Below are 25,424 nucleotides of genomic sequence, written 5' to 3'. Positions count from 1 at the left end.
CTCAGCGACTGATTGTCCAACAATAATGAATCCGCGGATTGCGCTCGAAATCCTTCGGAATCGTTTTGCGGCTGATATCCTCCAACTTCAAGCCTGTCAGCGCTTCGGCATCGAGTTTGAATTTGCGGCAATTGGTGGAGAAAACCAATAATCCGCCCGGCGCCAAGAGGTCCATGCATTGCCCTATCAGCTTCGGGTGATCACGCTGCACATCCAAGGTCTGTTGCATTCTTTTGGACGTAGAGAAGGTCGGCGGGTCCAGAAAGATTAAATCGAAGCGCCGCTTATCTCGTGACGGCTGATCGAGCCATTCGAGACAATCCGCCTGAACGAGTTCGTGGCGACCGCCCCCAATTCCATTGACTTCCAGATTACGCCCGGCCCAGTCCAAATAGGTGCGGGACATATCCACCGTGGTGGTCGATAAGGCCCCGCCTTTTGCCGCATATACCGAGGCACTTCCGGTGTAAGCGAACAGATTGAGGAACCGCTTGTCCGCCGACCAATCCTGAAGCATCCGGCGCGTGATGCGATGATCGAGGAATAACCCGGTATCGAGATAATCCTCGAAATTGACCCAGAACCTCCATCCGCCCTCCTCTACCAAATAAAACCGTCCCGCCTCGGCCTGTTTCTCATATTGCGCCAAACCCTTTTGCTTCCGGCGAATCTTGAGAAAAACCTGCTCGGGCGGAATTTCGAGCACCGTCGGAATGGCCGCCACAGTGTGAATCAGCCGCGTTTCGGCCTTGACCGGATCAATGCTGGACGGTGCTTCGTATTCCTGCACATGAACCCAGGTCCGCTCGCCCTGATATACATCCACGGCGACGGCATACTCGGGCAGATCGGCGTCATACAGCCGGTAACAGCGGATTCCACTTTGCCGCGCCCAGCGCCCAAGATTCTTGAGATTCTTGCGCAAGCGGTTGGCGAACATCTCCGCCCCGCCCTCCGCCGTATCCACGATCTTGGCTTTCCGAAAAATTTCACGGGTTTTGCGTTGCGCCTCGGTCAACTGCTCGGGCTCGCGCGGGCTGAAAAAACGCTCCGGCTCGATATCGAAATTGAACAGCCGGCATTCGAGAGCACCGTTGTACAGTGTGTAATAGCGCGTCGCTCGAATCCCCAGTTTGAACGCCAACTCCGGATTACCGGTCAGTAGGGTCGCCTTCCAGCCGGAGAAATGATGCTTGAGCGTCTCCCCCAACTCCGTATAAAGCGGGACCAGTGTCTTCTCGTCTCCTAAACGCTCGCCATACGGCGGATTGACGGCAATCAGACCAAACTGGTGACGGGGGCGAGCATCCGCCATGGCCTTGCGCTCCACGTGCACGTAGCCTCTAAGCCCCGCGTGTTCGATGTTTTCCAGCGCAATCCGGACAGCTTGCCGGTCGACGTCGTACCCGACGATTGGAGGAAGTTTTGGCAAACCCTGTTCGCAACGCCGTTCCGCCTCGTTCACCAGATTCCGCCAGAGCGCACCGTCATGTTTTTTCCAGCCGAAAAGACCGAAATGAGGCCGCAGCAGTCCCGGCGCAAAATCGCTCGCCATGAGCGCCGCTTCGATCGGCAAAGTGCCCGAGCCGCACATGGGGTCGATAAAATGCCCTCCGGTCTCGGCGATCTTAGGCCATCCGGCACGCAGCAAAATCGCCGCTGCCAGGTTTTCCTTGAGCGGCGCTTTACCCCCTTCCCGCCGATAAGCGCGTTTGTGGAGGCTTTCACCCGAAAGATCGATGCTTACCGTCGCGAAATCCCGATCCAGATAAACATTCACCCGGAGATCCGGCCGGTCCAGACGCACCGACGGGCGGATACCGTAATGCTCCCGGAAGTAATCGACAATCCCGTCCTTGACCTTTTGAGCGCCGAACAGCGTGTGGTTGATCTTCGACCGGCTGGAGACAAAATCAACCGCGAAGGTCGATTGCGAATCCAGATGAGCGCTCCACTCGATGCGGCGGATGCCTTCGTAAAGCGCCTCAGGACTTGCCGCGAGAAAACGGTCAAGCGGAAGCAAAATCCGGTTGGCCAACCGAGACCACAAACACGACTTATAAGCCGTTTCGAGTTCGCCGCCGAAGTCTACTCCGGCGCGGGTCTCGGCCACGTCCACCGCGCCTAGTGCTCTTAACTCGTCGGCCAGAAGAAGCTCCATACCGAGCGGAGCGGTCGCAAAAAAACGCTGAGAATGATTCATTGAATATGTCTGAAAGGCCGCGCAAAGCGGATAGTAAGAAAATAGGATCAGTCGCTCGCCAGCGATCTTTCCAGAGAAGCTTGGCAGGTGATTAATTGTCGACGGTAGCGGGCAGCGTTCGCCGCTACGCGCTGGGCAACCCGTAATAACCAAGGCTTGGAAAGATAAGTCTTACGTTGAAACCCGCCTTGGCCCTCATGATAGGCCAAGTATTGGCTGTAGGCATCCTGCTTGGCGATTCCGAGGCGCGTATAGCTCTGATGCACATACCAGCCGATAAAATCGACCACGTCTTCGAATTCGTCGCGATCCGCCCAACCGTTGCCCGTTTTCATCCGATACCACTCCCAAGTCTCGTCCTTGACTTGACCGTAGCCGTAGGCCGACGATGGCCGCCACAGCGGCAAGATCCCTAAAAGCTGGTAGCGCGGCGGACGCGCGTCGTCGACGAAACTCGATTCCTGGTTGATGATCGCCATCTGGACCGGCACGGGTATTCCCCAACGGCGTTGCGCGTTCCTGGCGCTAGCGTACCAATCCTCTTTTTCGAAAAAAATCGAGCACAAATTCGATGGATTTTTCGGCGGGGCCGTCGCACAACCCGTCAGCACAGCCATAAAGAGAAAGAAAACGGCACGTTTCATCAGAACCGCGTGGGTTCCAACGTCCCGGCAATCCATCAGACGGTGGACTGTTCCGTGGGAACCTTCTGCTCTGATCGAAGCGATTTCCATGTCCATTCACCATTCGCGGCAAATTCCAACACCGCATCGTAATAACGGAGACCGTCGTGCGGGCCGCCGAGATTGACGTAGGCAATGCCGCTGGCGGTGAGCATATCCAGCACTTTCCCGACCTGCTCCGAACTGAGAGCGGTGTCGATACGGTCCAAAAAGGCGAATTTCGGCGTTGCGATCACTAGGCGGCTTACAGCTATCAATTGTTGTTCGGCCAGAGACGTAACGCTATCCCAATCCTGCTCCGCATCCAGCCCGCTGGCTCGGGTTAGTACCGGCTTCAGATCAAATGCCTGCAGAACCTCAAGGATCCGTTCCTCGCCGATCACGAACTCCTGACCGGTGCGAAGCAGCAATTCGCGGAGCGTTCCGGGCGGAAGATAAGGGCGCTCCGGAAGGAACATGATCTGATTCAATTCCGGGTGAATAATCCGGCCCTCGCCCTTTTCCCAAAGACCGGCGGTGGCCTTGAACAACGCAACCCTCGCGGTATCGTCTTCTCCGTAAACAAGGAGCCGTGTTCCGGCGGGAACTGAAATGGACAAGTCCTTGACTACGATGCGGCCATCTTCGGATGAACGCAGCGTCAAATGCTCGTACGCCAACAACCCATCGTTTTCGCAAACCTCGATAGCCGACGGAGCGACAGGATTTTCGGCGCAGAGAGGGCACTCCGACGTGCGACGACGATGGGCGCAAACTTCGCCTGTCGGCACCGGTGTTGTCTGCGCTTGTTCGATCGCCTCCGCGAGCGAACCCAGCCGAGCGATGACCGCGGCGAACGAGGAAATCGACTGGAAATTGGTTACGATCAGCGAGAAAGCGCCCAGGAGCTGAGCGAACGCCATCGCCGCCTGGGTAATCACGCCGAATTCGACTTCCCCGCGGATGAAAAGCGGAGCCACGATCAAGGCGGGGATGATCTGTATAAGGTAGTTGTAACCGGTGGTAAAGAACCCAAGATTACGGTTCACATCGATGATTTGCCGGAAATTGGCCGTCAGTTGATCGAGATGACGCAGGATTCGGGCTCTAGCCCGGCCCTCCCGGCGCAACAGCGCCACCGATTCGGCGTTTTCCCGGACATGGATGAGATCCGCCCTGAAGTTGGCCTCTTTGTCGAGTTGACTGTAGTTCAATCCGACGAGGGGATATCCGAAATTAATGGTCAGATAGGATCCGGCCAAGGCATAAACAACCGCTACGCCAAACAGCAAAGGGCTGATCGACCACATTACGCCCGAGAAAGCCACCACGGTAAAAGCGCCATTTAGGAGCATCAGTACGAAGGAAAGCGTGGTAACCGTGAATGCTCGCACATCGTCGGAAATACGCTGGTCCGGATTGGCGATTTCCCCGTTTGCAATCAGCCGATCATTGAGTCGGTAGTAGGTAGGATGTTGCAGATAAATATTGACGAACCTCCGGGTTAGCCAATCCCGCCAAAGCAGACCCAGGCGTTCTTCGGTGAAGCGGTAAAAAACCGCGACCACGGTACAGGCCGCTAAGACGCCGACATAGACGACGCCCTGCCACACGAACCCGTCCCAATTTCGTTCCGCGATAGCCGTCATGAAATCACGGCCGACGTAGCTGTTAAGAACATTCAGGCCATTGATCGCAAACAGGAATGCGATCAAGCCGGCGAACAGCATAACGGCCTTGTGGCCTACCTCGGAAGCGACAAAGCTTTTGATGCCCCGAACGAAACGAACCCAGGTTAGCCGGTTAATCTGCGCAAATTCTGCACTCATAGCAATAGTCTTTACGTTGTCCGCCGCTATCCCATCCCTCCCCGGCGCTTAGTTCCGAGAAGCACGCAGACTTATCGGAAACAAAGATTGATTTTATCCAGCCCCCTCCTGGTATGACCGGGTTGCAACACCGTTATCCTATTTCAGTTTGGTCCGCAGTGTGACTCAAACCTCATACCGCCCGCAAGGGGTTCGGCTGGCGCGGCCATCGCCAGAGGCTCCGCTTGAAACACGAGGAAGCATCCTGGCGACCGCGAGTTATCCATGGGACCGGGCATCGTCGTCTCGACTAAGATTGTCACTCTTTGACCTTACTTGTCAGAACTAACAAAAATAACCATCCTCTATCCAGGCATCAATCGGTAATTAATATCCAATCTGCCACAATCCACTACACTGCTACCTAGAACCGGTTCGACATTTGGCACACGCCATGCCTTATCCCTTACCAGGGCTGGCGCCGGACTAAACAGCCTAGCCGGTCGAAGTACAGGAGTTTGAACACGATTCGCCGCCACCGACGAGTCGCCCAAGAATTGAACGTCCGGGTGAATTAACGTGAATTCGGAGGAGGATGTCATGGCCACCAAAGTCATCGAGCCTGAACTGAGCAAACCAACATTCGCCACGCTATGGAAGCATGTGAAATGCATCCTGCGGATGCACGTATCGGGAATTCTTGACGAAGCGGAAACAATTAGCAGCGCGAACCGCGCGCGAAATTCCGGGAACATCGGCCCAAGGACCCCATAAGCCGGTTCTGGTCGCTTCCGAAGTTTTCATGAACGGCTCCAAAGAGAGTTCTTGAAGCGCCACAAGCGGAATAATCGCCGTAATCGGTTAAGCTTAACGGAGATTAAGCACACAGCCTGTAGACTCTAGCGCCCCTTGACGAACACCCCGATGCGAACCGAGCTCTTGGATAGTTTTGAAGATCTAACGGCTTGGACCGGCATCGCCTCGGGACAGGCCAAAGTCATAATCTCTCAGGACAAAGGACCTCACGGCAGAGCCATGAGGCTCGATTTCGATTTCAAGGGCGGTGGCGGTTTCGTTGTGGCGCGCAAACCGTTTTCACTCGCTCTCCCGGAAAGTTACGCCTTTAACTTCACCGTCCGTGGCGCTGCTCCCGCCAATAAGTTCGAGTTCAAGCTGGTCGACTCGCACGGCCGGAATGTCTGGTGGTTTCATCGGGATCGCTTCGACTTCCCCCGAAATTGGCGATCCATACGGATCAAAAGCAGCCAAATCGAATTCGCCTGGGGACCCTTGGGCGGCGGCGCCATGCGCCAGGCGGGCGCTATCGAGTTCGTGATCGCTGCGGGTCCCGGAGGCAAAGGAACGGTTTGGATCGATGACTTGCGGTTTGAGGATCTCACCCCCGACGCCGCGCCTACCGTTCGAGCATCGAGCGCCCTGCCGGGCTACGGGCCTGAGTTGGTCCTGGAACGCTCCGCCGAAACGTGTTGGCGAAGCGAACCCTCGCACCGAGCAGAATGGTTGCTGATCGATTTTCATACCGAACGTGAATACGGCGGTTTGACCGTCGAATGGGAACCCACCGCTCCAACTCGGGACTTCGACATCCAGATTTCGAATGACGGAATCGTCTGGAGAACAGTTTATTCCGCGTCCGGAGTCGAAACCGAGAGCAGCTACGTTTACTTGCCCGGCACCGCCTCACGCTATCTACGCCTTTACCTGGGCAATGCTACGAGCGAAGTCGGCATCGTCCACATCGGAATCGAGCCGTACGAATTTTCCCGCTCCATCAATGCGTTCTTTCAGAGTATCGCCAAAAAAGAAGCCAGAGGACTTTATCCAAAGTACTTGTCTGGAGAGCAAACCTACTGGTCACCGGCCGGTGTTAGCGGAGAAACCACGACGTCGGGACTTCTGAACGAAGAAGGCATGATCGAAGTCGACAAAGGCTCATTTTCCATCGAGCCTTTTTTGTATACCGACGGCCAATTGATCACTTGGGCTGACGACTCCTGTGAGCAGGAATTGGAGCGCGGACATCTGCCGATCCCGTCGTCCGTCTGGAATAAAGACAATCTTCGCCTCAAAACCACATTGTTCGCCGCCCACCTATCGGGTATGCCTGTTCTGTTGGCCCGTTACCGAATCGAGAACACCGGACAAAACGCGCGCGAGGTGCGTTTTTTTGCCGCCCTGCGTCCGTTCCAGGTCACACCGCCCTGGCAGGCTTTTGAAGATTTCGGCGGCGTCAGCCCGGTCCGGGAACTCGCTTACGTTGGCGGCTCAGTATTCGTTAACCGCAGCAAGCGTGTCATCCCCTTAAGCACTCCAAGCCGGTTTGGAGCCACCGCATTCGCCCAGGGCACTCTCACGGATTATCTGAAGCGCGGCGACGTACCACCTCGCACCACGGTAATCGATACCTTCGGCTATGCATCCGGCGCCTTTCGTTACGATCTCGAGCTTCTTCCGGGTTTCGCTCATGAGATTTATCTTGCGATACCTTTTGGCTCGGCCGAGGCCGAACCGGATGGATCGAACGAAATGCTGCTTCAATCGGTTTCCGGGGCGGATTTATTCGATGCCGCCAGGCGCGATTGGCAAGAAAAACTCAATCATCTCGACATTCGCCTGCCGCCGAAGGCACAACACTTCGTCGACACATTGAAAACCGCGACTGCTCACATCCTGATCAATCGCGACGGACCTGCGCTGCAACCGGGCCCTCGGCGTTACACCCGCTCCTGGATACGGGACGGAGCCATCATGGCAGCCGCGTTGCTCAGGATGGGCTGCGCGCAAGAGGCAAAGGACTTCATCCGATGGTATGCCGGTTATCAGGCGGAAGACGGTAATGTACCCTGCTGCGTGGATCGGAACGGTCCCGATTGGCTACCCGAATACGACAGCCAGGGCGAACTCATCTACACCGTCATGGAGTGCTATCGCTTTACCAATGACCGGGAATTCTTAATCGAGTTGTGGCCGGCGATCCTCAAGTCGGTGGACAGGATCGAAGCCTTGCGCAGCCAAAGACTCACGCCGGAGTTTCAGATGCCGGAGAAACGGGTCTGTTACGGTCTGTTGCCGGAATCCGCCAGTCACGAGGGCTATCTGGCCCACCCCGTCCATGCTTACTGGGATGATTTTTGGGCGCTCCGGGGACTCAAGGACGCCGTAGACATGGCGGAGATTATCGACGATCGAGATCAGGCAAGCCGTATTCAGGCTTTGCGGGACTCTTTCCGCGAAACTCTGTATGCGTCCATCGACGCCACAATGAACGAGCGTGATATCGATTTCATACCGGGCTCGGTGGAATGGGCGGATTTCGACCCTACGGCCACCGCCGCCGCCATCGCGCCGATCGACGAACTGCACAACCTCCCTGAAGCCGCCGTAACCCGCACGTTCGAAGAGTACCTGGCCAAATTCCACGAACGGCGCTCCGACAGCGTCGACTGGACCAATTACTCGCCTTATGAAGTACGTATCGTCGGAGCGTTGGTGCATCTCGGAATGCGCGGCAGCGCCCATGAGTTAGTGGACTTCCTTTTGGCCGACCGGCGTCCTTTGCCCTGGAATCAATGGCCCGAGATTGCGTGGCGCGATCCGAAGACGCCGGGACATATCGGCGATATCCCTCACAGTTGGATTAGCGCCGAATACGTTCTCTCCTTCCTAAGCATGTTCGCCTTCGAGCGCGAGGCGGACCGCTCGCTGGTGATTGCGGCGGGGATTTCCGAGGATTGGCTGATCGATGGGTTCGAAGTGGCCGTCGAGAATCTGCCGACTCATTACGGCAAACTCAGCTATCGCTTACGTCTCGTGGGACACGACAAGGCGTTGTTGGACTTGTCCGGCACTATCGTCTTCCCTCCAGGCGGGATCGTTATCAGGCCGCCGCTCCCGCGCCCGATCGTCTACGTCGAGGTTAATGGAGAGAGGAGCGAGTCATTTGATGCAGAAACTGCGATCGTCGACCGGCTTCCCGTCGGGATTATCATCGGATTCTGAAGATACGTGACGAACCGCTACCGAAGCGGCGAACTCGCCGGATAGAACGGCCGGTTGTTCGAAACCTTTACCGCATCGGAGAAGCCCTCCATCTCCGCGGCTATCATCCTGTAAAGTTCGGGCGTCCAGGACGGCAGCCCGTAACCCTCAGGATCCAGCGGCAAAAGGCGTGGATCGCGCGGCGCGATGATTACTTTGACGTTTTCTTCTCCGACCTGCGCTGTAAGCACGAACAGTTCTTCAATCGCTTCATCCCCCATGGCCAGACAACCGGCGGACACGCTGTTGCCGTGGATGAAAATGTCCGAGCCCGGATCGAAACGGCCTTCACGCTGGGCATGGAACCAATCGAACTCGTTCGGATAGTTCAACTTCATCGACAGATGATAGTTGCTGTTCGGATTCAGTCCGACGATGCGATACACCCCTTCAGGAACCTGTTTGTCGCCTTGCCACAGCTTTGGTCCGGTCACGCCGCTAGCCGCTTTGACGTCGTAGTCTCGGATAAAACGGAATTCGCCCCCGTCTCTGGCCCAAACCTCGAGTTTCTTTTCCTGCTTCAGCGCGATGAACGTAACTTCCCGTGGCGGGTATGCCACGCCGGCTTTCCGGAAATAAGGTTTAAGCTGCCCCGTTGCGTACGGGCCGAAATTGTTGACTACGTCCTCTACGGTTCGCATTCTGGATTCGACGACGGGGGGCGGCAGGCTCATGGGATACTGGCTAACAACCGAGTGATGTTTCTTCATAATAGGTTTGGCGGCCATCTGCACGGTTTTTTTACTGTTTCCGGCACACGCCGTCAAAAAGGCCGTCATGATGAATAACAAGACGATACTTTTCGTTTCCATGCACAGAACTCGCCAAATGTTTCTTGCTGATCAAGCGCCCATCGTCACGCGTATCCGGGCCGTTGAAAAAAGTTTAACCCATTTCCCGCGGAAAACCTCAAGGCCCGATCTCTAATCCCTCGCTTTCAATTCCTCCATTCCGGCTCGAATATCCTCTTTGAGCTTCGCCAGCGGCTTCGTGTTCCGGCGCGCGGCCGGCGACTCCGTAACCTCAAAAGAAATAGGAAAACGCCTCCCATCCGAAGAGGGCCAACGTGATCAGCAGAAAGGCGCAATAGAGCACGCCCACGGCAAGCCAGACGAAAGCCACGAAGATCATCAAACCGTCCTGCTCGAGCTCGCCCAGGCACGCGGACACGATGGCTAACGCGGGAAAGAAATCGTTCAAGGGAATGCCGAAGAACGGAATAATTATGATGAGTCCGCCGGCGAGCATGATCCCGCCGGTTACCACCTGTCCCTGTCGTCCGCTTACCCAGCTTAAATAGCGGAGCCGTGTGTAACGGCGGCACCATCCGAGAAATTTCAAGGTGTAAACGGTAATCAGCTTAAGCACTTTCGGAGCAACGCGAATGCCGCGAATGCGCTTCGGCAAAACAGGCTCCGGATAGCCCATCAGTAATTGGGCTCCAAGTACGATAAAAGCGAACCCGCCCGCAGTGGAGAATGGACCAAGAGGCAAGAGGGGTTGAAGAAACGGCAAGGCTAGAAAAAGGGCGACTAGGCAAAAACTCGCCTCTTGAAGAGCGTCAAGTACGTGACCAATCGTGACACCGCCGACTTCCGCATGCTTACGGAGCTGTTTTAGCGCCGTTATAAGATGTCTATAACCGCTCAAGATTGAACAATCGTCTCTGTCTCTATTCGGAATAGTAGAAAATTCGACGCCTGCGATTTCGCCGATAAACCGGTCAATCGGTCACGTCGGGTTCGAAAAACACCCATTTCACCTGCGGGAATGACGTCTTCAAACCGGCTTCGCAGCGATTGATATCGGCAATCATCTCATTCATTTCGGCTGCCCGTCGCATCTTCGCCTTTACCGCCACCATCACGTCGCTGCCGAGTTGCAATGTAATCAGATTGAATACTTGGCCGATTTCCTCGCATTTGTCCAGATAGTTATGGATGGCATGTCTGGTTTCCGGTTCCACGCTTTGCCCGATCAGCAAGGCGGAGATTTCCACACCGATACCCACGGCGACCAAGACCAACAACGCACCGATCGCGATACTGCCGGCCGCATCGTAGACCGGATCGCCCGTCGCCATGGCCAACCCGACAGCGATAAGGGCGAACACCAAGCCCGCCAAGGCCGCCACGTCTTCGCCCAAAACCACGATCAGCTCGCTCTGACGAGTGTCACGGAACCATTGCCAAAGTCCTCTGTTACCCCGCGCCTTATTGACCTCTCTCATACATCCGTAGAGCGAGACGCTTTCCATGATGATGCTGAATGCCAGGATTCCGACCGCGAGCCACGGCGACTCCAGCCCTTCGTGCGCCTCCAGCTTGTGTATGCCTTCGTAAATCGAGAATAATCCGCCCATGCTGAACAGGATCAGCGCGACGATGAACGACCAGAAATAAATCGCTTTGCCGTATCCCAGGGGAAAATCGGGCGAAGGCGGACGTTTCGCCCGTTTGAGGCCCAGAATCAGCAACCCTTGATTGCCGCAATCGGCAAAAGAATGAATGGCCTCCGCCAGCATCGAATTAGAGCCGGTGTGAATGGCGGCGAACAGCTTGGCAGCAGCTATGGCGGCATTTGCGCCCAAGGCGAAGAATATCGACTTCAGAGAATCGGCTTGATGAGACATGACTCCTCTTGGCGTTTTTTCTTGCATATGGAAGGCGGGAAAAAGCATAGCACTCCTTAGGGTACGGCACAGAACGACCGGTCTTGCACTCCAAGAGAAAGGCATGATGCAACGTGTACTGAAAACCCTAATCCTGCTCATTTCAATTCCGCTCGCCGCAGCCGAGGAGCCGCCGGGCCGGCTGGTGGACGTGGGCGGCTATCGTTTGCACATCCACTGTATGGGGCGCGGCACGTCGTCCGTGATTCTCGATCACGGGCTCGGCGGTTCATCGACGGATTGGATCAAAGTGCAGAGCAAGCTCGCCACCGTTACGCAAACATGTATTTACGACCGGGCCGGTTACGGTTTCAGCGACCGCGGCCCCCCACCCCGGACCAGCAGCCGTATCGCCACGGAACTGCGGACCTTATTGGAGCACATACAAGAAGAAGTGCCGCCGCCTTATCTCCTCGCCGGACACTCGTTCGGCGGCTACAACATGCGGCTATTCGCGGGGCTTTTTCCCGAGCAAACAGCCGGCCTGGTGCTGGTGGATACGCCCCATGAAGATCAGGCGGAAAGCATCTTTGAACACCGCATCATGCGCGAGATCGATCCCCACGGGGTGCTGCGGGGCTTTTGGGACCCCGGATTGTTGAGCGCCATCGTCGAACTGATCGATCCGGAACCCTTGGCTCCCTCATTCGGCGTATCCCCTAAAACGTTGCGCGCGATTCTGGCGGAAGCGGGCGCCTATGAGGAAAGCAGCCGCGAGCTTCGTTCCGCCGATGTTTATCCGGATACGCCATTCACCATTATCATGCACGGCGTTCGAATCATGCCGGACGGACAACTTGGGGACGATATCGAGCGCGAATGGTTGCGGCTGCAAAGGGAACTCGCCGGGCGCTATAAATATGGCGAAGTTTTGCTGGCCCCAAAAAGCGCCCATAACGTTCCGCTGGATGAGCCTGATTTGATTGTCGATGCGATAGGAAGAATGATCGACTCCCTTAGAAAAGCTAATTCACTCAGAAGATATGATGGATAACACCCGATTCCCCGAAAATTTCCTCTGGGGTGCCGCCACCTCCGCCTATCAGATCGAAGGCTCGCCTTTGGCCGACGGAGCAGGCCCCAGTAACTGGCACCGGTTCTGCCGCATACCGGGAGCGATTCACAACGGCGATACCGGCGATGTGGCCTGCGACCACTACCGGCGCTGGGTAGATGACGTGAGGCTCATGAAGGAACTGGGACTCAAGGCTTACCGGTTCAGCATTGCCTGGAGCCGCGCGCTCCCTGACGGGCGGGGAAAGCCGAGTGAGAAGGGCCTGGACTTCTATCGTAACTTGGCGGATGCGCTCGCCACCAACGGCATCGAGCCGTTTGTGACGCTGCACCATTGGGATCTCCCGACGGCGCTTGACGATCTCGGCGGCTGGGCTAACCGCGACTCGGCCCACTGGTTTGCCGATTACGCCCACCTGATCTTCCGAGCCTTGGAAGATAGGGTGCGTTACTGGACCACCCTCAACGAGCCTTGGGTGATCGTCGATGCCGGCTACATGCATGGCGTCCATCCTCCGGGGATCAAATCGTTGGAAAAGGCTCCGTTAGCGGCCCATAACTTGTTGCGCGCTCACGCATCGGCGGTACAGGCTTTTCGCGCGGACGGCAAAGGCCAAATCGGTTTGGTGGTGAACCTGGAGCCCAAGTATGCCGCCTCGAACGCCCTCGAGGATGCGGCCGCCATGGCGCGAACCCATGCCTATATGAACCGGCAATTTCTCGATCCCGTCTTCTTGGGAGCCTATCCCGATGAACTCGCCGAAATATTCGGACGCGATTGGCCCCGCTTTCCCGAAGACGACCTAAAGCTGATCCAGGAACCCATCGATTTTCTCGGCATCAACTACTACACCCGATCGGTAGTCCGCAGCGACCCATCCTCGCCGCCTTTCTATGCCTCCCCGGTACCGCAAGCGAACGCCGAGCACACGGAAATGAATTGGGAAGTGTTTCCCGATGGGTTGAAATCCTGCCTGCTTTGGGTGAAAAGGCGTTACGGGGACGTCCCACTGTACGTCACGGAAAACGGCGCCGCCTTGGCCGACTCGGCATCGAGGGAAGGACGTATCGATGATGTGCGCCGAATCGACTATTTCCGCACCCATCTTCGCGCGGCGCAGGAAGCCATTCAGCAAGGGGCTAATCTGAAGGGCTATTTCGCCTGGTCTCTGCTCGATAATTTCGAATGGGCCTGTGGCTTTTCCAAGCGCTTCGGCCTAGTACAGGTCGATTACGCCACACAAGAACGTACCCCCAAAGCCAGTGGTTGGTTTTATCGGCAGGTTATCGAGAGCAATGGGGCAGTAATTTGGGATTGAACGAGCAAAGGCTCGCAGCTCCCCTCCATGGGATATGGCTCCGTCATCGGCACGAAAGCGAGCTTGCCGGGAACACGGTACAACGTCTGGTATGAAGGGATATTACTCGCAATCGCTTTTAGCCTGTAACTCGATATAAAAACAACGTTGTTATCGGCCAATGCTTACAAGATAATCTTCACCGACATGCAACACACTATTCACTTGATTGTTATAATGCGCGGTCATTCAGGAACTGAATAACCGTACTCGTATCAAGGGTTAGCCAATATTCAGTTTTAGAACATAAAAAATTTTGAGGAGGAACTACTTATGGCAAAAATCAGCACGTTAGTTTTGAGCGCGAGTTTAGCCGTCACCGCGGTGCCCTGCGCCTTTGCTGACGAGGATTCGCGTTATCCCGGACATGATTTCAAGCCCACGGTGATTTATCAAAATCCTGAATTGATCACCCCAAACGGGTCAACGCACTCTTCGGACGATCAATCCGATACGCATGCGGATGATAAGTATCCGGGCTCCAATTTCAGGCCGACCGTCATTTATCAAAATCCTGAATTCATCAAGAAGTAAGCTCAACACCGTTTAGAGCTTTTGGAACGCACTGCTCGATCCGATACGGCGCGTATCGGATTGTTTATTTTCCGGAGAAACGTATGTCCGATCTGACATCCTCGACCTCAAACCCGAAGTCAGGCTTCGGCCTGAAAACGGTCCTCGAACGTTTGAACGGAGAGGTCTTTTTGAATTATCCGCTGCTGACCAGTCTCTTCGTGACGGACTTTGCCTTATTGAGCTTCGGACGAGAGCCGCTGCTGCTCCGTTTCCTGCTGCTCGCGGGCCTGGTTTATCTCGCAATGTTCTTCAGTACAAAATCGTTCGCTGCAAGCATGAGCGCTGAAAAACAGCCTCGACCGAAGGTCGAGGCTCCGCAATCTTGAGCGAAAAATCTTAACGTCGTTACTTCAGAAGTTTTTTCCTTCACTAACGAGGAGATAGCGATGGGGAAAATCGATAAGACATCGGTAGTTAAATTGTTGTGTGGCGGCAACGAAATCGTCCACAACGGATTGATTATGAATCGGCATGCTAGCAATGGAGCACGGATGTGAATACGGCAAAGGCATCGGAACCTAAAACCGGCATACCAGACTGGCAAAAGTTCATCTCTGTCATCCTGGATTATCCTATTCAAACGAGTCTGTTTATCATTAATTTTGCCTTTCTGCTTCTGATCGACCCGCCCGTCCTGCTATCGATCTTACTGCTCTCGGCGCTAGTTTATTTTATCTTTGCTTTTGGGCATCGGTTATCTCAAGTCACCGATCTGCCAGAAAGCTATTCGGATGTAGCTAAAGGACATTTCCCCGCCGCGAATCCGACCGCTGTCGAAAACTTTGAAGCGCACTCCACACCGATAACCGAACCGCCAAAGAGCCCAACCAGACGCGTCGCGCAGAGCGCAAGCGATCCGCAAAGGTCACAGGCAAAACCGCAAAGAACTAGACGAAGAGCAACCAAATCCTAAATAGAGGTCAGGAGCTACTTGATAAACAGCGACATCGATTTTGTGACGTTCGATGGACTATCCCGGCAAAACCTGGCGGGGCTTTTCCCGTCAGGTTTTACCCACGAGAATCGGTGCAGCAGCGACAATTGGCTCTTTCTGCATACCCGGGCAACGGATCGCCGAAAAGGAATGGGCGCTTTAGCGCCTATTCTCAACCTGAAATCGGGAACTGCCCTTTTCCTTTTAGCCCTCGCCGGTCACTGTGATCTTCTTCGGCTGTATGGCGGCTTTCTTCGGTATAGAGATTTCCAATATGCCGTTGCTGCAACGGGCCGAGATGCCTTCCGCATCAGCGGTATCCGGCAGCGAAAAACGGCGATAGAAAGAGCCATGGACTCGCTCGACGCGTTTCAGTCCTTCGCGGCGGGCCGTCGCTTCAGTTTGGCGCTCGCCTTTCAGCGTAAGTATGCCGTTCTCCATCGTGATATCGATGCTGTCCGGGCTTACACCGGGCAGATCGGCCCATAAAATATAGCGGTCAGCTTCCTCTTTGATGTCTACGGCGGGGGTCCATTCCGCGGTAGCTGCGGTATCGGTACCAGGACGGCCACCTTCGAACGAGCGCTCGAGCTCTCTTTGGAGCTGATTCAAAAGGCTCCAGGGTTCATACCTACTCATCGTGATTACCTCCTTTATTTGAAGAGTCTCTGCTCTAAATCCAATATGGAGGCGTGAGTTGGTTTTTCAAGCATTCGCAAATTAGCCGGCCCAGGCCCTTGCATTTCGGAATAGGCGCATCCATGGTCCGTACTCGCCCCATTCCTTCGGATGCCAGGAATTCTGTATAGTGCGGAAACACCGTTCCGGATGCGGCATCATGATGGTGAAACGGCCGTCGAGCGTCGTCAGGCCGGTGATGCCCAGCGGTGATCCGTTCGGATTATGAGGAAATGCGTCGGTAACTTTCCCGTAAGTATCCGTGTAGCATAGCGAGACCACGCCGAGGCTGAGCGCCTTGCGCGCATCGTCGTGGAACTGGGCCCGCCCTTCGCCGTGGGCCACGACGACCGGCATACGCGATCCCTCCATGCCGGCGAACAAGATGGATGGCGATCTCTGAACTTCCACCAAAGCCACCCGCGCTTCGAATTGCTCGGACTCGTTTCGAACGAAGCGTGGCCAGTGCATGGCGCCGGGAATCAATTCAGCGAGATGGGACATCATCTGGCAGCCGTTGCAGACCCCGAGACCGAATGTGTCCTGCCGGTTGAAGAACGCTTCGAATTCATCGCGGCCGCGAGTATTGAGCAATATCGATTTCGCCCAGCCGCCCCCGGCGCCTAAAACATCGCCATAGGAGAAGCCGCCGCAAGCGGCCAAACCGACAAAATCACGAAGGCTCACGTGCCCGGACAGGATGTCGCTCATATGCACGTCGACCGCCGTGAAACCGGCCCGGTCGAATGCCGCCGCCATTTCCACATGGCCATTCACCCCTTGCTCCCGGAGGATCGCCACGCGCGGACGGCCTTTATTGAAAAAAGGCGCGGCAACATCGTGGCTGGGATCGAAGGTCAACTCGGCTTTAAGCCCCGAATCGGCCTCATCCGCAATTGCTTCGAATTCCCGACGGGCGCAGTTCGGATTATCACGTAACGCCTGCATGCGGTAACTGGTTTCCGACCAGATCGGCTGTAGTTCGGCGCGGGCCTGGGACAGCAAGATCTCATCGCCCCGCTTGAACACGATTTGTTTGTCGGCACGAGGCATGCCGATGACATGGCTGAACCGGCCGAGCCCCGATTGATCGAGCCGATCCGTGACCACTTTTAGGTCCGTCTCGCGGACCTGCACAACAACCCCGAGCTCCTCGGAAAAGAGAGCGGCGATAGCATCTTCCCCGAGACCGGAGACGTCGATTTCGAGGCCGCAGCGCGCTGCGAAGGCCATTTCGCACAGAGTTGCGAACAGACCGCCGTCGGATCGATCGTGATAAGCCAGCAATCGGCCGTCCTCGTTCAAGGATTGGATTGCGGCGAAAAAGGATTTGAACATCGCCGGGTCGCCGAGGTCGGGGGATTCGCCCCCGATTTGCCCGTATACCTGAGCCAAGGCGGAAGCGCCCAACCGGTTCTTGCCTTGACCGAGATCGATCAAAATCAAGCGCGTCGGGCCGCATTCAAGCTGAAGCTCCGGCGTCAACGTGCGGCGCACGTCGATGACCGGCGCGAATGCGGAAATAATGAGTGACAGGGGCGCAGTCATGACGATGTCCCGGTCGTTCTGCCGCCATACGGTCTTCATGGATAAGGAATCTTTGCCCACCGGAATGGCGATGCCTAAGGCGGGACACAGCTCCAAGCCGACGGCTTTTACCGTATCGAATAGCTTGGCGTCTTCACCGGGAGCACCGGCCGCCGCCATCCAGTTGGCGGAAAGCTTCACCTGGCTCAAGGAGCCAATTTGAGCGGCGGCGATATTCGTCAAAGCCTCTCCCACAGCCATGCGGCCGGACGCCGGCGCATCGACCACCGCCAAGGGTGTGCGTTCGCCCATGGCCATCGCCTCGCCGGTATGCGCCTGAAAACCCGAGGCAGTAACTGCTACGTCCGCCACCGGCACCTGCCAAGGCCCGACCATCTGATCGCGCGCCACCAATCCGCCGACCGACCGATCTCCGATGGTGATTAAAAAGCGTTTATCTGCAACGGCAGGTAAACTCAATACCCGGTGAGCCGCCTCCCGAATTTCGATGCCGGCACAACAGATGGCGGACGATGCGGGCCGAATTCTAGTGACGTCGCGCTGCATCTTCGGCGGCTTGCCGAACAGCAGCGCCATGGGAATATCAATCGGGTGAGTGCCAAATTGACCATCGCCGAGGACCAGCCGCTCTTCTTCCGTCGCATAGCCGATTACCGCATAGGGACAGCGCTCCCGCTCGCAGAATGCCCGGAATTGGTCCAATGACTCCGGCTTGAGTGCCAGAACATAACGTTCCTGCGATTCGTTGCACCAGATCTGCATCGGCGACATGCCCGGCTCGTCGATGAGGATGTTGCGGAGATCGAAACGGCCTCCCCGCGCCGAGTCGTGGATAATCTCAGGCACGGCATTGGACAGCCCGCCGGCGCCCACATCGTGGATGGATAGGATCGGGCTGCCCTCACCCATCGCGGTGCAGCGGTTGATCACTTCCTGGCAGCGCCTCTGCATCTCGGGGTTCTCCCGCTGGACGGACGCAAAGTCCAAATCCTCGGCACTCTCGCCCGATGCGACGGAGGACGCCGCCCCGCCACCAAGGCCGATGAGCATGGCAGGGCCGCCAAGCACTACGATAGGCGCTCCCGGGGGAATCGCTTCTTTGCCGAGATGATGCGGCCGGATATTTCCCATTCCGCCCGCGATCATGATCGGCTTGTGATAGCCGTGCAGCCCGGAGCCATCCGGAGCCGGCTGCTCGAACGTGCGGAAATAGCCGCACAGATTGGGGCGGCCGAATTCGTTGTTGAACGCCGCCCCGCCGATAGGGCCTTGCAGCATGATGTCGAGCGCGGAGGCGATGCGGCCCGGCTTGCCGTAATCCTTTTCCCAAGGCTGATGAAAACCGGGGATACGGAGATGGGATACGGTAAAGCCGGTGAGCCCGGCCTTAGTCTGCGAGCCGCGCCCGGTAGCCGCCTCGTCCCGAATTTCTCCGCCGGAACCGGTCGCCGCGCCGGGATGGGGTGAAACGGCCGTCGGATGATTGTGGGTTTCCACCTTCATCAGGAGATGAACCGGCTCTTCCCGATAACCATATTCCAAGGTTTCGGGGTCGCGTAGAAATACTTTCGCGGTCGTGCCTTGGACGACGGCGGCATTGTCCCGGTAGGCGGATAGAACCCCATCCGGAGACTGCTCGCTCGTGTTTCTAATCATGCCGAACAACGTTTCGGCCTGCGATTCACCGTCGATACGCCAATCGGCATTGAAAATCTTGTGCCGGCAATGCTCGGAGTTGGCCTGGGCGAACATCATCAATTCCACGTCGGACGGATTCCGCCGGAGCGCCGTGAAGCTTTCAACCAAATAATCCAGTTCGTCCTCGGACAAAGCCAAGCCGAGACTGCGGTTTGCCTTGATCAGCGCCCATTTTCCCTCTTCGAGCACGGGGATGTATTCCAGCGGCGCCGGCGCGTGGTGCTGGAACAGGAGATGCTCTTGGCCGCGTCCCAACACCGTTTGAGTCATCCGATCATGGAGTAAAGGCCTTATGGCGTCTTGCTTGGCGCGGCTAATCGCTTCGCCGCTGCGGATGTGATATTCGACACCTCTTTCGACGCGAAGAACAGCGACCAGATCGCTGCGCCGCACGATGTCGGTCGCCTTGCTGGACCACGGTGAGATGGTGCCGAGCCGCGGCACCACCAAGAAATAGTCGCCTACGACGCGCGAATCGTGAGCCGGCCCGTAAGCCAGAATGCTTTCCAGCGTACGGTTCTCCAACCCGTTCAACTCGCGTGTAATCTCGGCGAAATGCACATAAGCGGCCGAGACTTCGACGATGGACGGCTCGACACACTGAAGATCGGCCAGCAGTTTTTGCAGACGGAATGCAGAGAGAGCGGGAGGACCGGAAAACTTAGCAAACATGATCTGAATTTCTACTGTGGTCAGCGATAAACGACATCGCTGGTTGGAAACGACGCGAAAAAGCTATTGCTTTTCCGGTTCCTGAGGCTCTTCGAGAGACTGCAGCGTTTGGTGCAGACGCTTGAGTAGCTCGAATCCCGGCCCTTCGGTCTGTGGCTTGCCGTCCTGGTCAAGAACATAGATTACGGTCACGTCCCGCCTGCCCTCCAACTTGACCCGATATTCCTTGGCCGGCGTTCCGGATCCCGAGAAGAAGGAACCGATGTCACCCAGAAGGCCCCGATCTTCGTAAGGTGCATCCTCGCCGCTGAAATAGACATAATAAAGTCCGTCCGAACGGTTCTGATCGCTTACTTCCAGCTTCAGCCGGCCAAGAGCCTTGCCCATGTCGTTCCAGGCCTCAGCGTAGGGCGCTTCGAGCTCGATCAGGGGAATGTCATCGGAATTCTGTGCCAAAGTGGCTGACGGACCAACCGGCTGCTTTTTAGGTTTGGCATCTGTCTCCGCGGACGGGCTATCCCGATCGGACTGCTCTTTTTCTTCATCCGCCGCTGGCCTGTCATCCGCTCCTTCGATGGTCGATGCCTGCAAATCCGGGGGAATTTCCAACGGAGGAATTTCAGTGCTGTATTTATATTGTTTCTGTTTATCGGGAAAAAGGCCGCTGACGAAGCTGCAACCGCTCAAAATGAGAGCGACTGAGACCAAAATAACCGCTCTGGCGTCGAACCGATTCATACTGTGCGTTAGGCTACACCGGCTTGTCGCATTGCGCTGCGCACCGTCTCCCAACAGCTCTCCGACAGCCAAGTCAGCGGCAAGCGTATGCCCGATTCAATCCACCCCATTTCATGTACCGCCCATTTGACCGGAATCGGATTCGATTCGATGAACAAGTCGCGATGGAGAGCCGCCAGCTTGGCATCGATGCTCTTGGCTGTTTGCGCGTCGCCGGTGACAGCCGCCGCGCACATCTCATGCATTAGCTTGGGCGCTACATTGGCCGTAACCGAGATCACACCTTTTCCGCCGAGAAGACAGAACTCGCACGCGGTCGCATCGTCGCCGGAATAAAGGAGGAAATCCGGGCCGCACAAGCGCATAATTTCCCTTGCTCGGTCCAGATTGCCGGTGGCTTCTTTGATACCGACAATATTGGGAATCTTGGCAAGACGAGCGACGGTTGCCGGCAACATATCGCAAGCGGTTCGGCCAGGGACGTTATAAAGAATCTGGGGGATGTCCACCGCCTCGGCGATGGCTTTATAATGAAGATAAAGACCTTCCTGCGTGGGCTTATTATAATAGGGCGTCACCAGCAGGCACGCATCCGCCCCCACGTCCTTGGCTCGAGCTGTCAGATTGATCGCTTCGGTAGTGGAGTTGGCGCCGGTACCGGCAATCACGAGAACCCGTCCGGCAATCCGGTCCACCACGAATTGAATCACACGGCAGTGCTCCGCCTCATCGAGAGTCGCCGATTCTCCAGTGGTGCCCACGGCAACGATGGCATCGGTTCCCTGCTCGATATGAAATTCGATCAAGCGGCCCAAACTTTCGTCGTCCAATGTGCCGTCCCGTTTCATCGGGGTCACCAATGCGACGATGCTACCTTGAATCATGCAACTTAACTCGGTTCAATAAAAAGATCATGTTACCGTGCGTCGCCGCCTTCTGACAACCGCGCAACTCCAACGGACAAGGTAAAAAACTCTGGCACCGGAGCCGCGTGGGCAGCGGCATCAACCGGATGAAAGTGATACACTTTTCGCATTTTTTCATGAAGAGAAACGACACTTCTATGCAGCTCGTCATCACCGTCCTAGGCGAAGACCGCCCCGATCTGATCGTGGAACTCACTCGCATGATCAAGGACTGCAAATGCACGATTCTGGAAAGCCGGATGACTGAGCTGGGACATGAATTCGCCGGCCATTTGTTGGTCGAGGGCAATTGGAATCATATCGTACGGCTGGAAAGCGCATTCGAAAACCTGGCCAACCGCTTTGCCATGAAGATCAATACGCTGCGCGGGCGGGAGCTGGAGGATCGCGACGACAATACCCTGCCCTACGCGATCGACATCTTCGCCACGGACCAAATCAACAGCATTCACGAGCTCAGTGCGTTTCTCGCCACCCGCAACATCAAGATTCTGGATCTCAGCACCAGCCGCTATCCGGCGCCCTTCAGCGGCACGCCTTTGTTTCTCGCACATATGGTTGTCAAGATCCCGACAGGGATGCGCATCGTTTCGCTACGCGACGAATTTCTGGATTTCTGCGATCAGCAAAATCTGGACGCTATACTCGAACCCGTAAAACGCTGACACAGAGCTTGTGAAAAACCTACTGCGCAACCCGATTCCACGCCTGCTCAACGTACCCGATCTAACCCAAGCATCGCGCAAGCGATTCTTTGAATCTCCCTCTCCCTTTGTGGGAGAGTGCCGGGGTGAGGGCCGTACGCCTGCACTGTGCATGCCGCACACTCCCTGTGCGGCACCCTCCGGGCGGCACCGCCGTGCAAATCGGCTGTCCTGACGATTTGTCGGCGCGGACGCGGACCGCTCGCGACGGTTTTTTTCACAAGCTCATAGGAACCACCATGACCATGCTTTCTCCCGGCCAAGCCGCACCGAATTTTTCAGCTCCGGCTACCTCGGGCAAGACTATCACGCTTGCGGATTATCGGAATAAGTACGTTGTCCTTTATTTTTACCCCAAGGACAACACGCCCGGCTGTATGCAGGAAGGCCAGGATTTTCGTGACCTATACCCTGAGTTTCAGGATTTGAATGCCGAGATTCTGGGAATCTCCCGGGACAGCGTGAAATCTCATGAAGGCTTCAAATGCAAGCTCGAATTTCCGTTCGAGCTGGTCTCCGACGAAGACGAGGCGATCTGCACCGTCTATGACGTCATCAAAATGAAGAACATGTACGGCAAGCAGGTGCGGGGCATCGAGCGCAGCACCTTTCTCATCGACAAAACCGGCGCGATCGCCGCGGCATGGCGAAAAGTCAGCGTCAAAGGGCACGCGGCCGCAGTGCTGGGAAAAATCCGGGAACTCTCCGGCGGCTAAGCACCTTTTTTATCCCCAGCCTTCCCATTCCACTTGCAGAAAAATTTCGAGATGAGCCAAGACCAAAGCCCTGAACTAAAGCTTTTCATACTGGACACCAACGTGCTGATGCACGATCCGGCCTCGCTGTTCCGTTTCCAGGAGCACGATATCTATATCCCCATGATCGTGCTGGAAGAACTGGACCATTCGAAAAAAGGTCTCTCGGAAGTTGCCCGCAACGCCCGTCAGGCCAGCCGCTTCCTGGATGAATTAATCCAACATGCCGACCTCCATGCTATCAACAACGGCATCCCGCTAAATCAACTTCAATACGCCGCCAGGATCGACGAGAAATGCAGCGGACGCTTGTTTTTTCAGGTTCGGCGTATGAACTCGGTGCTGCCGGAAAGCTTGCCCGGCGATCTGCCGGATAATTCCATCCTCGCCACCACGCTGGCCTTGTCCGAGGAGCGCCCGGAAACCCAAGTCGTACTGGTGTCGAAAGACATCAACATGCGGATCAAGGCATCGGTGCTCGGGATACGGGCGGAGGATTACCACAGCGATCAGGTGCTGGACGACGTCAATCTGCTGTATAGCGGGGCTCTAGAGCTTCCGCTGAATTTCTGGGAAACCCACGGCAGTAAGATGGACTCCTGGCAGGATCAGCAGGGTCGTACCTTCTACCGGGTTTCAGGTCCTTTGGTGAAAGACTGGTATCCCAACCAGTACCTTTATTTGGCCGATGAATCGGATTTCGAGGCCATCGTCCGCAGCAAAGAGAATGGCAGCAGCGCCGTCATCGAGCTGGCGCGCGACTTCCGGACTCCGCAACACGCCGTATGGGGCATTCAGGCGCGCAACCGGGAGCAGAACTTCGCCTTTAACGTGCTGCTGGACCCGGAAATCGATTTCGTCACCCTGCTGGGTACCGCCGGAACGGGCAAGACGCTTTTGACCTTGGCGGCCGGCCTCGCCATGACCCTGGAACAACAAATCTACAAGGAAATCGTGATGACCCGGGAAACCATCCCCCTGGGTGAAGACATCGGATTTCTACCCGGAACCGAAGAAGAAAAGATGACGCCGTGGATGGGCGCGTTGCTCGATAACCTCGAATTATTGAGCAGCCATGAAAACGGCTCCAATTGGGAGCGGCAGGCCACCAACACCTTGCTTTTGAACCGCGTCAAGATGCGTTCCCTCAATTTCATGCGCGGACGCACGTTCCTGAACCGGTTCATCATTCTCGACGAAGCGCAAAACCTGACATCGAAGCAGATGAAAACGCTGATCACCCGGGCCGGTCCCGGCAGCAAAATCGTCTGCCTCGGCAACATCGCCCAGATCGACACGCCCTACCTAACCGGTACGACATCCGGGCTTACGTACGTGGTCGACCGGTTCAAGGACTGGCCCCACGCGGCGCACATCACCTTGAAACGGGGCGAGCGTTCCCGCCTCGCGGACTTTGCCGCGGAGACTTTATAGAGGACATTAGGTAACCTCTTGGCGTCGGTGCGAAAATCCTTCGGCCTAGGCACCGTCTAAGACAAAGACGTCACCCGTCGAGAACCATCCATGGACGAGAATACGGCATCCGAGTCTGAAAGCTGGTACAGAATCCGGCTTTCACGCGACGAATATGAAAGCGGTGAAGTAGCCGTTATCCGGGGCACCTTCCGGCGAATTTACATCGCACGGAACGGGCCGAAAGGAATGGCGATGCTCGGAACCGAATCGGACGATGGAGAGGCTTACTTTATCTATTTCACACCCGAATCGCTGCCCCATGCCCGAGTACTAGTGAAGGCGTATTCCGCAGAGCCTCATGCGCCGCCGCTTCTCCATAGACTCTCCTTGATATTTGGAGAAGAACGAGATTAGTCGTAGCGCGTTAGGGCATGTTAACACTAAGGTATGGTCCGGCGATGGAAATCAGCGAAGCGCAATACCCGTCAAATCCGCACTGCGTGCCGCGTCAGCGGGACAATGTCTCGCTCTTCGGTACCCAACCTGATCCTATAAAGGCCATGGAACACGGTTATACGTGGCGTGGCCGTTTTAGGCGGTTTGGCAACTGCCACACGATTTATACGCGCCTGAACCGCTAATTCCACTGCATATTCGAGCAGTTGCAGCGAAGCCGAATGATCCGCCTCAAGGTCAACGCGGCAGCACCTTCATCAAGATTCATCGGACCGCACGAGCGCTTTGGAAGCTGTTGAAAATACTTCCTGGACTTGACGGTAAACCACCGGATGCGGTCTATTTCCTTGGCTTGATCTGTCAAGCCGCCTTAACCTGCTTGAAAGATCGGCCTCGACTATGAGGCTTTAGAGCATTTTCACGTCGGCTATACGGCATAACCGGCGTTCCGGAAGTAGTTCGTGCATTCGGCCGGAGTCAGCTGATTCAACAGTTCGCCGATGGCGTCCCCAATCGCCTCGACGGTGCGTTGCCCAGCCTTGCGGAGC

General features: G+C 56.1%; 20 protein-coding genes. 10 read left to right on the top strand and 10 right to left on the bottom strand.

Going from position 1 to position 25,424, the window contains the following annotated elements; all coding sequences use genetic code 11:
• Position 1: 1 nt before the first annotated feature.
• The 3 genes from rlmKL to VEB01_RS05810 are packed head-to-tail and all read right to left on the bottom strand — an operon-like array spanning position 2 to position 4,694.
• Complete coding sequence (rlmKL, locus tag VEB01_RS05820) at positions 2-2,203, bottom strand: bifunctional 23S rRNA (guanine(2069)-N(7))-methyltransferase RlmK/23S rRNA (guanine(2445)-N(2))-methyltransferase RlmL (protein ID WP_324873632.1); 2,202 nt, start codon at positions 2,201-2,203, stop codon at positions 2-4.
• A gap of 47 nt (positions 2,204-2,250) precedes the next feature.
• Entirely contained in the window at positions 2,251-2,847 is a 597-nt protein-coding gene (locus tag VEB01_RS05815; protein WP_324873630.1) for a transglycosylase SLT domain-containing protein, read from the bottom strand.
• Positions 2,848-2,882: 35 nt separating this feature from the next.
• A complete protein-coding gene (locus VEB01_RS05810; protein ID WP_324873628.1) occupies positions 2,883-4,694 on the bottom strand; it encodes an ABC transporter ATP-binding protein/permease in 1,812 nt (603 codons plus the stop codon).
• A 579-nt stretch (positions 4,695-5,273) separates the two neighbouring features.
• Here VEB01_RS05810 and VEB01_RS05805 point away from each other — a divergent pair.
• Entirely contained in the window at positions 5,274-5,447 is a 174-nt protein-coding gene (locus VEB01_RS05805; RefSeq protein ID WP_324873626.1) for a hypothetical protein, read from the top strand.
• Between the two features lie 150 nt (positions 5,448-5,597).
• Entirely contained in the window at positions 5,598-8,693 is a 3,096-nt protein-coding gene (locus VEB01_RS05800) for a discoidin domain-containing protein (RefSeq protein WP_324873624.1), read from the top strand.
• Positions 8,694-8,710: 17 nt separating this feature from the next.
• Here VEB01_RS05800 and VEB01_RS05795 read toward each other — a convergent pair whose 3' ends face one another.
• The 3 genes from VEB01_RS05795 to VEB01_RS05785 all read right to left on the bottom strand — a co-directional run bounded on the left by VEB01_RS05795 (position 8,711) and on the right by VEB01_RS05785 (position 11,364).
• A complete protein-coding gene (locus VEB01_RS05795) occupies positions 8,711-9,544 on the bottom strand; it encodes a L,D-transpeptidase family protein (protein ID WP_324873622.1) in 834 nt (277 codons plus the stop codon).
• A gap of 211 nt (positions 9,545-9,755) precedes the next feature.
• Positions 9,756-10,382 carry an exopolysaccharide biosynthesis protein gene (locus VEB01_RS05790; protein ID WP_324873620.1) on the bottom strand — a complete coding sequence of 209 codons (627 nt, stop codon included), beginning with the start codon at positions 10,380-10,382 and terminating at the stop codon, positions 9,756-9,758.
• Between the two features lie 73 nt (positions 10,383-10,455).
• Positions 10,456-11,364 carry a cation diffusion facilitator family transporter gene (locus VEB01_RS05785; RefSeq protein ID WP_324873619.1) on the bottom strand — a complete coding sequence of 303 codons (909 nt, stop codon included), beginning with the start codon at positions 11,362-11,364 and terminating at the stop codon, positions 10,456-10,458.
• Between the two features lie 103 nt (positions 11,365-11,467).
• Here VEB01_RS05785 and VEB01_RS05780 point away from each other — a divergent pair, with 103 nt between their 5' ends.
• The 5 genes from VEB01_RS05780 (at position 11,468) to VEB01_RS05760 (ending at position 15,264) form a co-directional block, all read left to right on the top strand.
• Positions 11,468-12,397, top strand: coding sequence for an alpha/beta fold hydrolase (locus VEB01_RS05780; protein ID WP_324873617.1), 930 nt, complete (start codon positions 11,468-11,470; stop codon positions 12,395-12,397).
• Positions 12,387-13,736 (top strand): GH1 family beta-glucosidase, encoded by a 1,350-nt coding sequence (locus tag VEB01_RS05775; protein ID WP_324873614.1) that lies wholly within the window; start codon positions 12,387-12,389, stop codon positions 13,734-13,736. Before VEB01_RS05780 ends, VEB01_RS05775 begins: the two co-directional genes overlap by 11 nt.
• A gap of 312 nt (positions 13,737-14,048) precedes the next feature.
• Positions 14,049-14,309 (top strand): hypothetical protein, encoded by a 261-nt coding sequence (locus VEB01_RS05770; RefSeq protein WP_324873612.1) that lies wholly within the window; start codon positions 14,049-14,051, stop codon positions 14,307-14,309.
• A gap of 83 nt (positions 14,310-14,392) precedes the next feature.
• Positions 14,393-14,677, top strand: a complete 285-nt coding sequence (locus tag VEB01_RS05765; protein ID WP_324873611.1) for a hypothetical protein — start codon at positions 14,393-14,395, stop codon at positions 14,675-14,677.
• A gap of 167 nt (positions 14,678-14,844) precedes the next feature.
• Positions 14,845-15,264: a hypothetical protein gene (locus VEB01_RS05760; RefSeq protein ID WP_324873610.1), complete on the top strand. Its 420-nt coding sequence runs from the start codon at positions 14,845-14,847 to the stop codon at positions 15,262-15,264.
• A 225-nt stretch (positions 15,265-15,489) separates the two neighbouring features.
• On the opposite strand, the gene VEB01_RS05755 is transcribed toward VEB01_RS05760, so the two are convergent.
• The 4 genes from VEB01_RS05755 to dapA all read right to left on the bottom strand — a co-directional run bounded on the left by VEB01_RS05755 (position 15,490) and on the right by dapA (position 21,503).
• Positions 15,490-15,930, bottom strand: a complete 441-nt coding sequence (locus VEB01_RS05755) for an Hsp20/alpha crystallin family protein (RefSeq protein WP_324873671.1) — start codon at positions 15,928-15,930, stop codon at positions 15,490-15,492.
• Positions 15,931-16,005: 75 nt separating this feature from the next.
• On the bottom strand, positions 16,006-19,881 hold the full coding sequence (purL, locus tag VEB01_RS05750; protein WP_324873609.1) for a phosphoribosylformylglycinamidine synthase: 3,876 nt from the start codon (positions 19,879-19,881) through the stop codon (positions 16,006-16,008).
• Between the two features lie 63 nt (positions 19,882-19,944).
• Positions 19,945-20,619 carry an outer membrane protein assembly factor BamC gene (bamC, locus tag VEB01_RS05745; RefSeq protein WP_324873608.1) on the bottom strand — a complete coding sequence of 225 codons (675 nt, stop codon included), beginning with the start codon at positions 20,617-20,619 and terminating at the stop codon, positions 19,945-19,947.
• Positions 20,620-20,627: 8 nt separating this feature from the next.
• Positions 20,628-21,503 (bottom strand): 4-hydroxy-tetrahydrodipicolinate synthase, encoded by an 876-nt coding sequence (gene dapA, locus VEB01_RS05740; protein WP_324873607.1) that lies wholly within the window; start codon positions 21,501-21,503, stop codon positions 20,628-20,630.
• A 158-nt stretch (positions 21,504-21,661) separates the two neighbouring features.
• On the opposite strand from dapA, the gene VEB01_RS05735 reads away from it, so the two are divergent.
• The 3 genes from VEB01_RS05735 to VEB01_RS05725 all read left to right on the top strand — a co-directional run bounded on the left by VEB01_RS05735 (position 21,662) and on the right by VEB01_RS05725 (position 24,438).
• Positions 21,662-22,210, top strand: a complete 549-nt coding sequence (locus VEB01_RS05735) for a glycine cleavage system transcriptional repressor (protein ID WP_324873606.1) — start codon at positions 21,662-21,664, stop codon at positions 22,208-22,210.
• Between the two features lie 278 nt (positions 22,211-22,488).
• Positions 22,489-22,965: a peroxiredoxin gene (locus tag VEB01_RS05730; RefSeq protein ID WP_324873605.1), complete on the top strand. Its 477-nt coding sequence runs from the start codon at positions 22,489-22,491 to the stop codon at positions 22,963-22,965.
• Positions 22,966-23,016: 51 nt separating this feature from the next.
• Entirely contained in the window at positions 23,017-24,438 is a 1,422-nt protein-coding gene (locus VEB01_RS05725) for a PhoH family protein (RefSeq protein WP_324873604.1), read from the top strand.
• Positions 24,439-25,424 lie beyond the last annotated feature (986 nt).

It is taken from the genome of Methylocaldum sp., from assembly GCF_035627495.1.
GTDB lineage: Bacteria > Pseudomonadota > Gammaproteobacteria > Methylococcales > Methylococcaceae > Methylocaldum.
The sequence above is the reverse complement of the archived record's forward strand: the minus strand, read 5'-3'. Positions and strand labels throughout refer to the sequence as shown.

What these genes read in the sequence shown, in the direction of transcription:
- VEB01_RS05800 (WP_324873624.1), top strand. Translation starts at nt 5,598, where the DNA reads ATGCGAACCGAGCTCTTGGATAGTTTTGAAGATCTAACGGCTTGGACC.
- VEB01_RS05785 (WP_324873619.1), bottom strand. Translation starts at nt 11,364, where the DNA reads ATGTCTCATCAAGCCGATTCTCTGAAGTCGATATTCTTCGCCTTGGGC.
- VEB01_RS05730 (WP_324873605.1), top strand. Translation starts at nt 22,489, where the DNA reads ATGACCATGCTTTCTCCCGGCCAAGCCGCACCGAATTTTTCAGCTCCG.
- VEB01_RS05765 (WP_324873611.1), top strand. Translation starts at nt 14,393, where the DNA reads ATGTCCGATCTGACATCCTCGACCTCAAACCCGAAGTCAGGCTTCGGC.
- rlmKL (WP_324873632.1), bottom strand. Translation starts at nt 2,203, where the DNA reads ATGAATCATTCTCAGCGTTTTTTTGCGACCGCTCCGCTCGGTATGGAG.
- VEB01_RS05735 (WP_324873606.1), top strand. Translation starts at nt 21,662, where the DNA reads ATGAAGAGAAACGACACTTCTATGCAGCTCGTCATCACCGTCCTAGGC.
- VEB01_RS05770 (WP_324873612.1), top strand. Translation starts at nt 14,049, where the DNA reads ATGGCAAAAATCAGCACGTTAGTTTTGAGCGCGAGTTTAGCCGTCACC.
- VEB01_RS05780 (WP_324873617.1), top strand. Translation starts at nt 11,468, where the DNA reads ATGATGCAACGTGTACTGAAAACCCTAATCCTGCTCATTTCAATTCCG.
- VEB01_RS05810 (WP_324873628.1), bottom strand. Translation starts at nt 4,694, where the DNA reads ATGAGTGCAGAATTTGCGCAGATTAACCGGCTAACCTGGGTTCGTTTC.
- VEB01_RS05815 (WP_324873630.1), bottom strand. Translation starts at nt 2,847, where the DNA reads ATGAAACGTGCCGTTTTCTTTCTCTTTATGGCTGTGCTGACGGGTTGT.
- VEB01_RS05775 (WP_324873614.1), top strand. Translation starts at nt 12,387, where the DNA reads ATGATGGATAACACCCGATTCCCCGAAAATTTCCTCTGGGGTGCCGCC.
- dapA (WP_324873607.1), bottom strand. Translation starts at nt 21,503, where the DNA reads ATGATTCAAGGTAGCATCGTCGCATTGGTGACCCCGATGAAACGGGAC.
- VEB01_RS05795 (WP_324873622.1), bottom strand. Translation starts at nt 9,544, where the DNA reads ATGGAAACGAAAAGTATCGTCTTGTTATTCATCATGACGGCCTTTTTG.
- purL (WP_324873609.1), bottom strand. Translation starts at nt 19,881, where the DNA reads ATGTTTGCTAAGTTTTCCGGTCCTCCCGCTCTCTCTGCATTCCGTCTG.
- VEB01_RS05805 (WP_324873626.1), top strand. Translation starts at nt 5,274, where the DNA reads ATGGCCACCAAAGTCATCGAGCCTGAACTGAGCAAACCAACATTCGCC.
- bamC (WP_324873608.1), bottom strand. Translation starts at nt 20,619, where the DNA reads ATGAATCGGTTCGACGCCAGAGCGGTTATTTTGGTCTCAGTCGCTCTC.
- VEB01_RS05725 (WP_324873604.1), top strand. Translation starts at nt 23,017, where the DNA reads ATGAGCCAAGACCAAAGCCCTGAACTAAAGCTTTTCATACTGGACACC.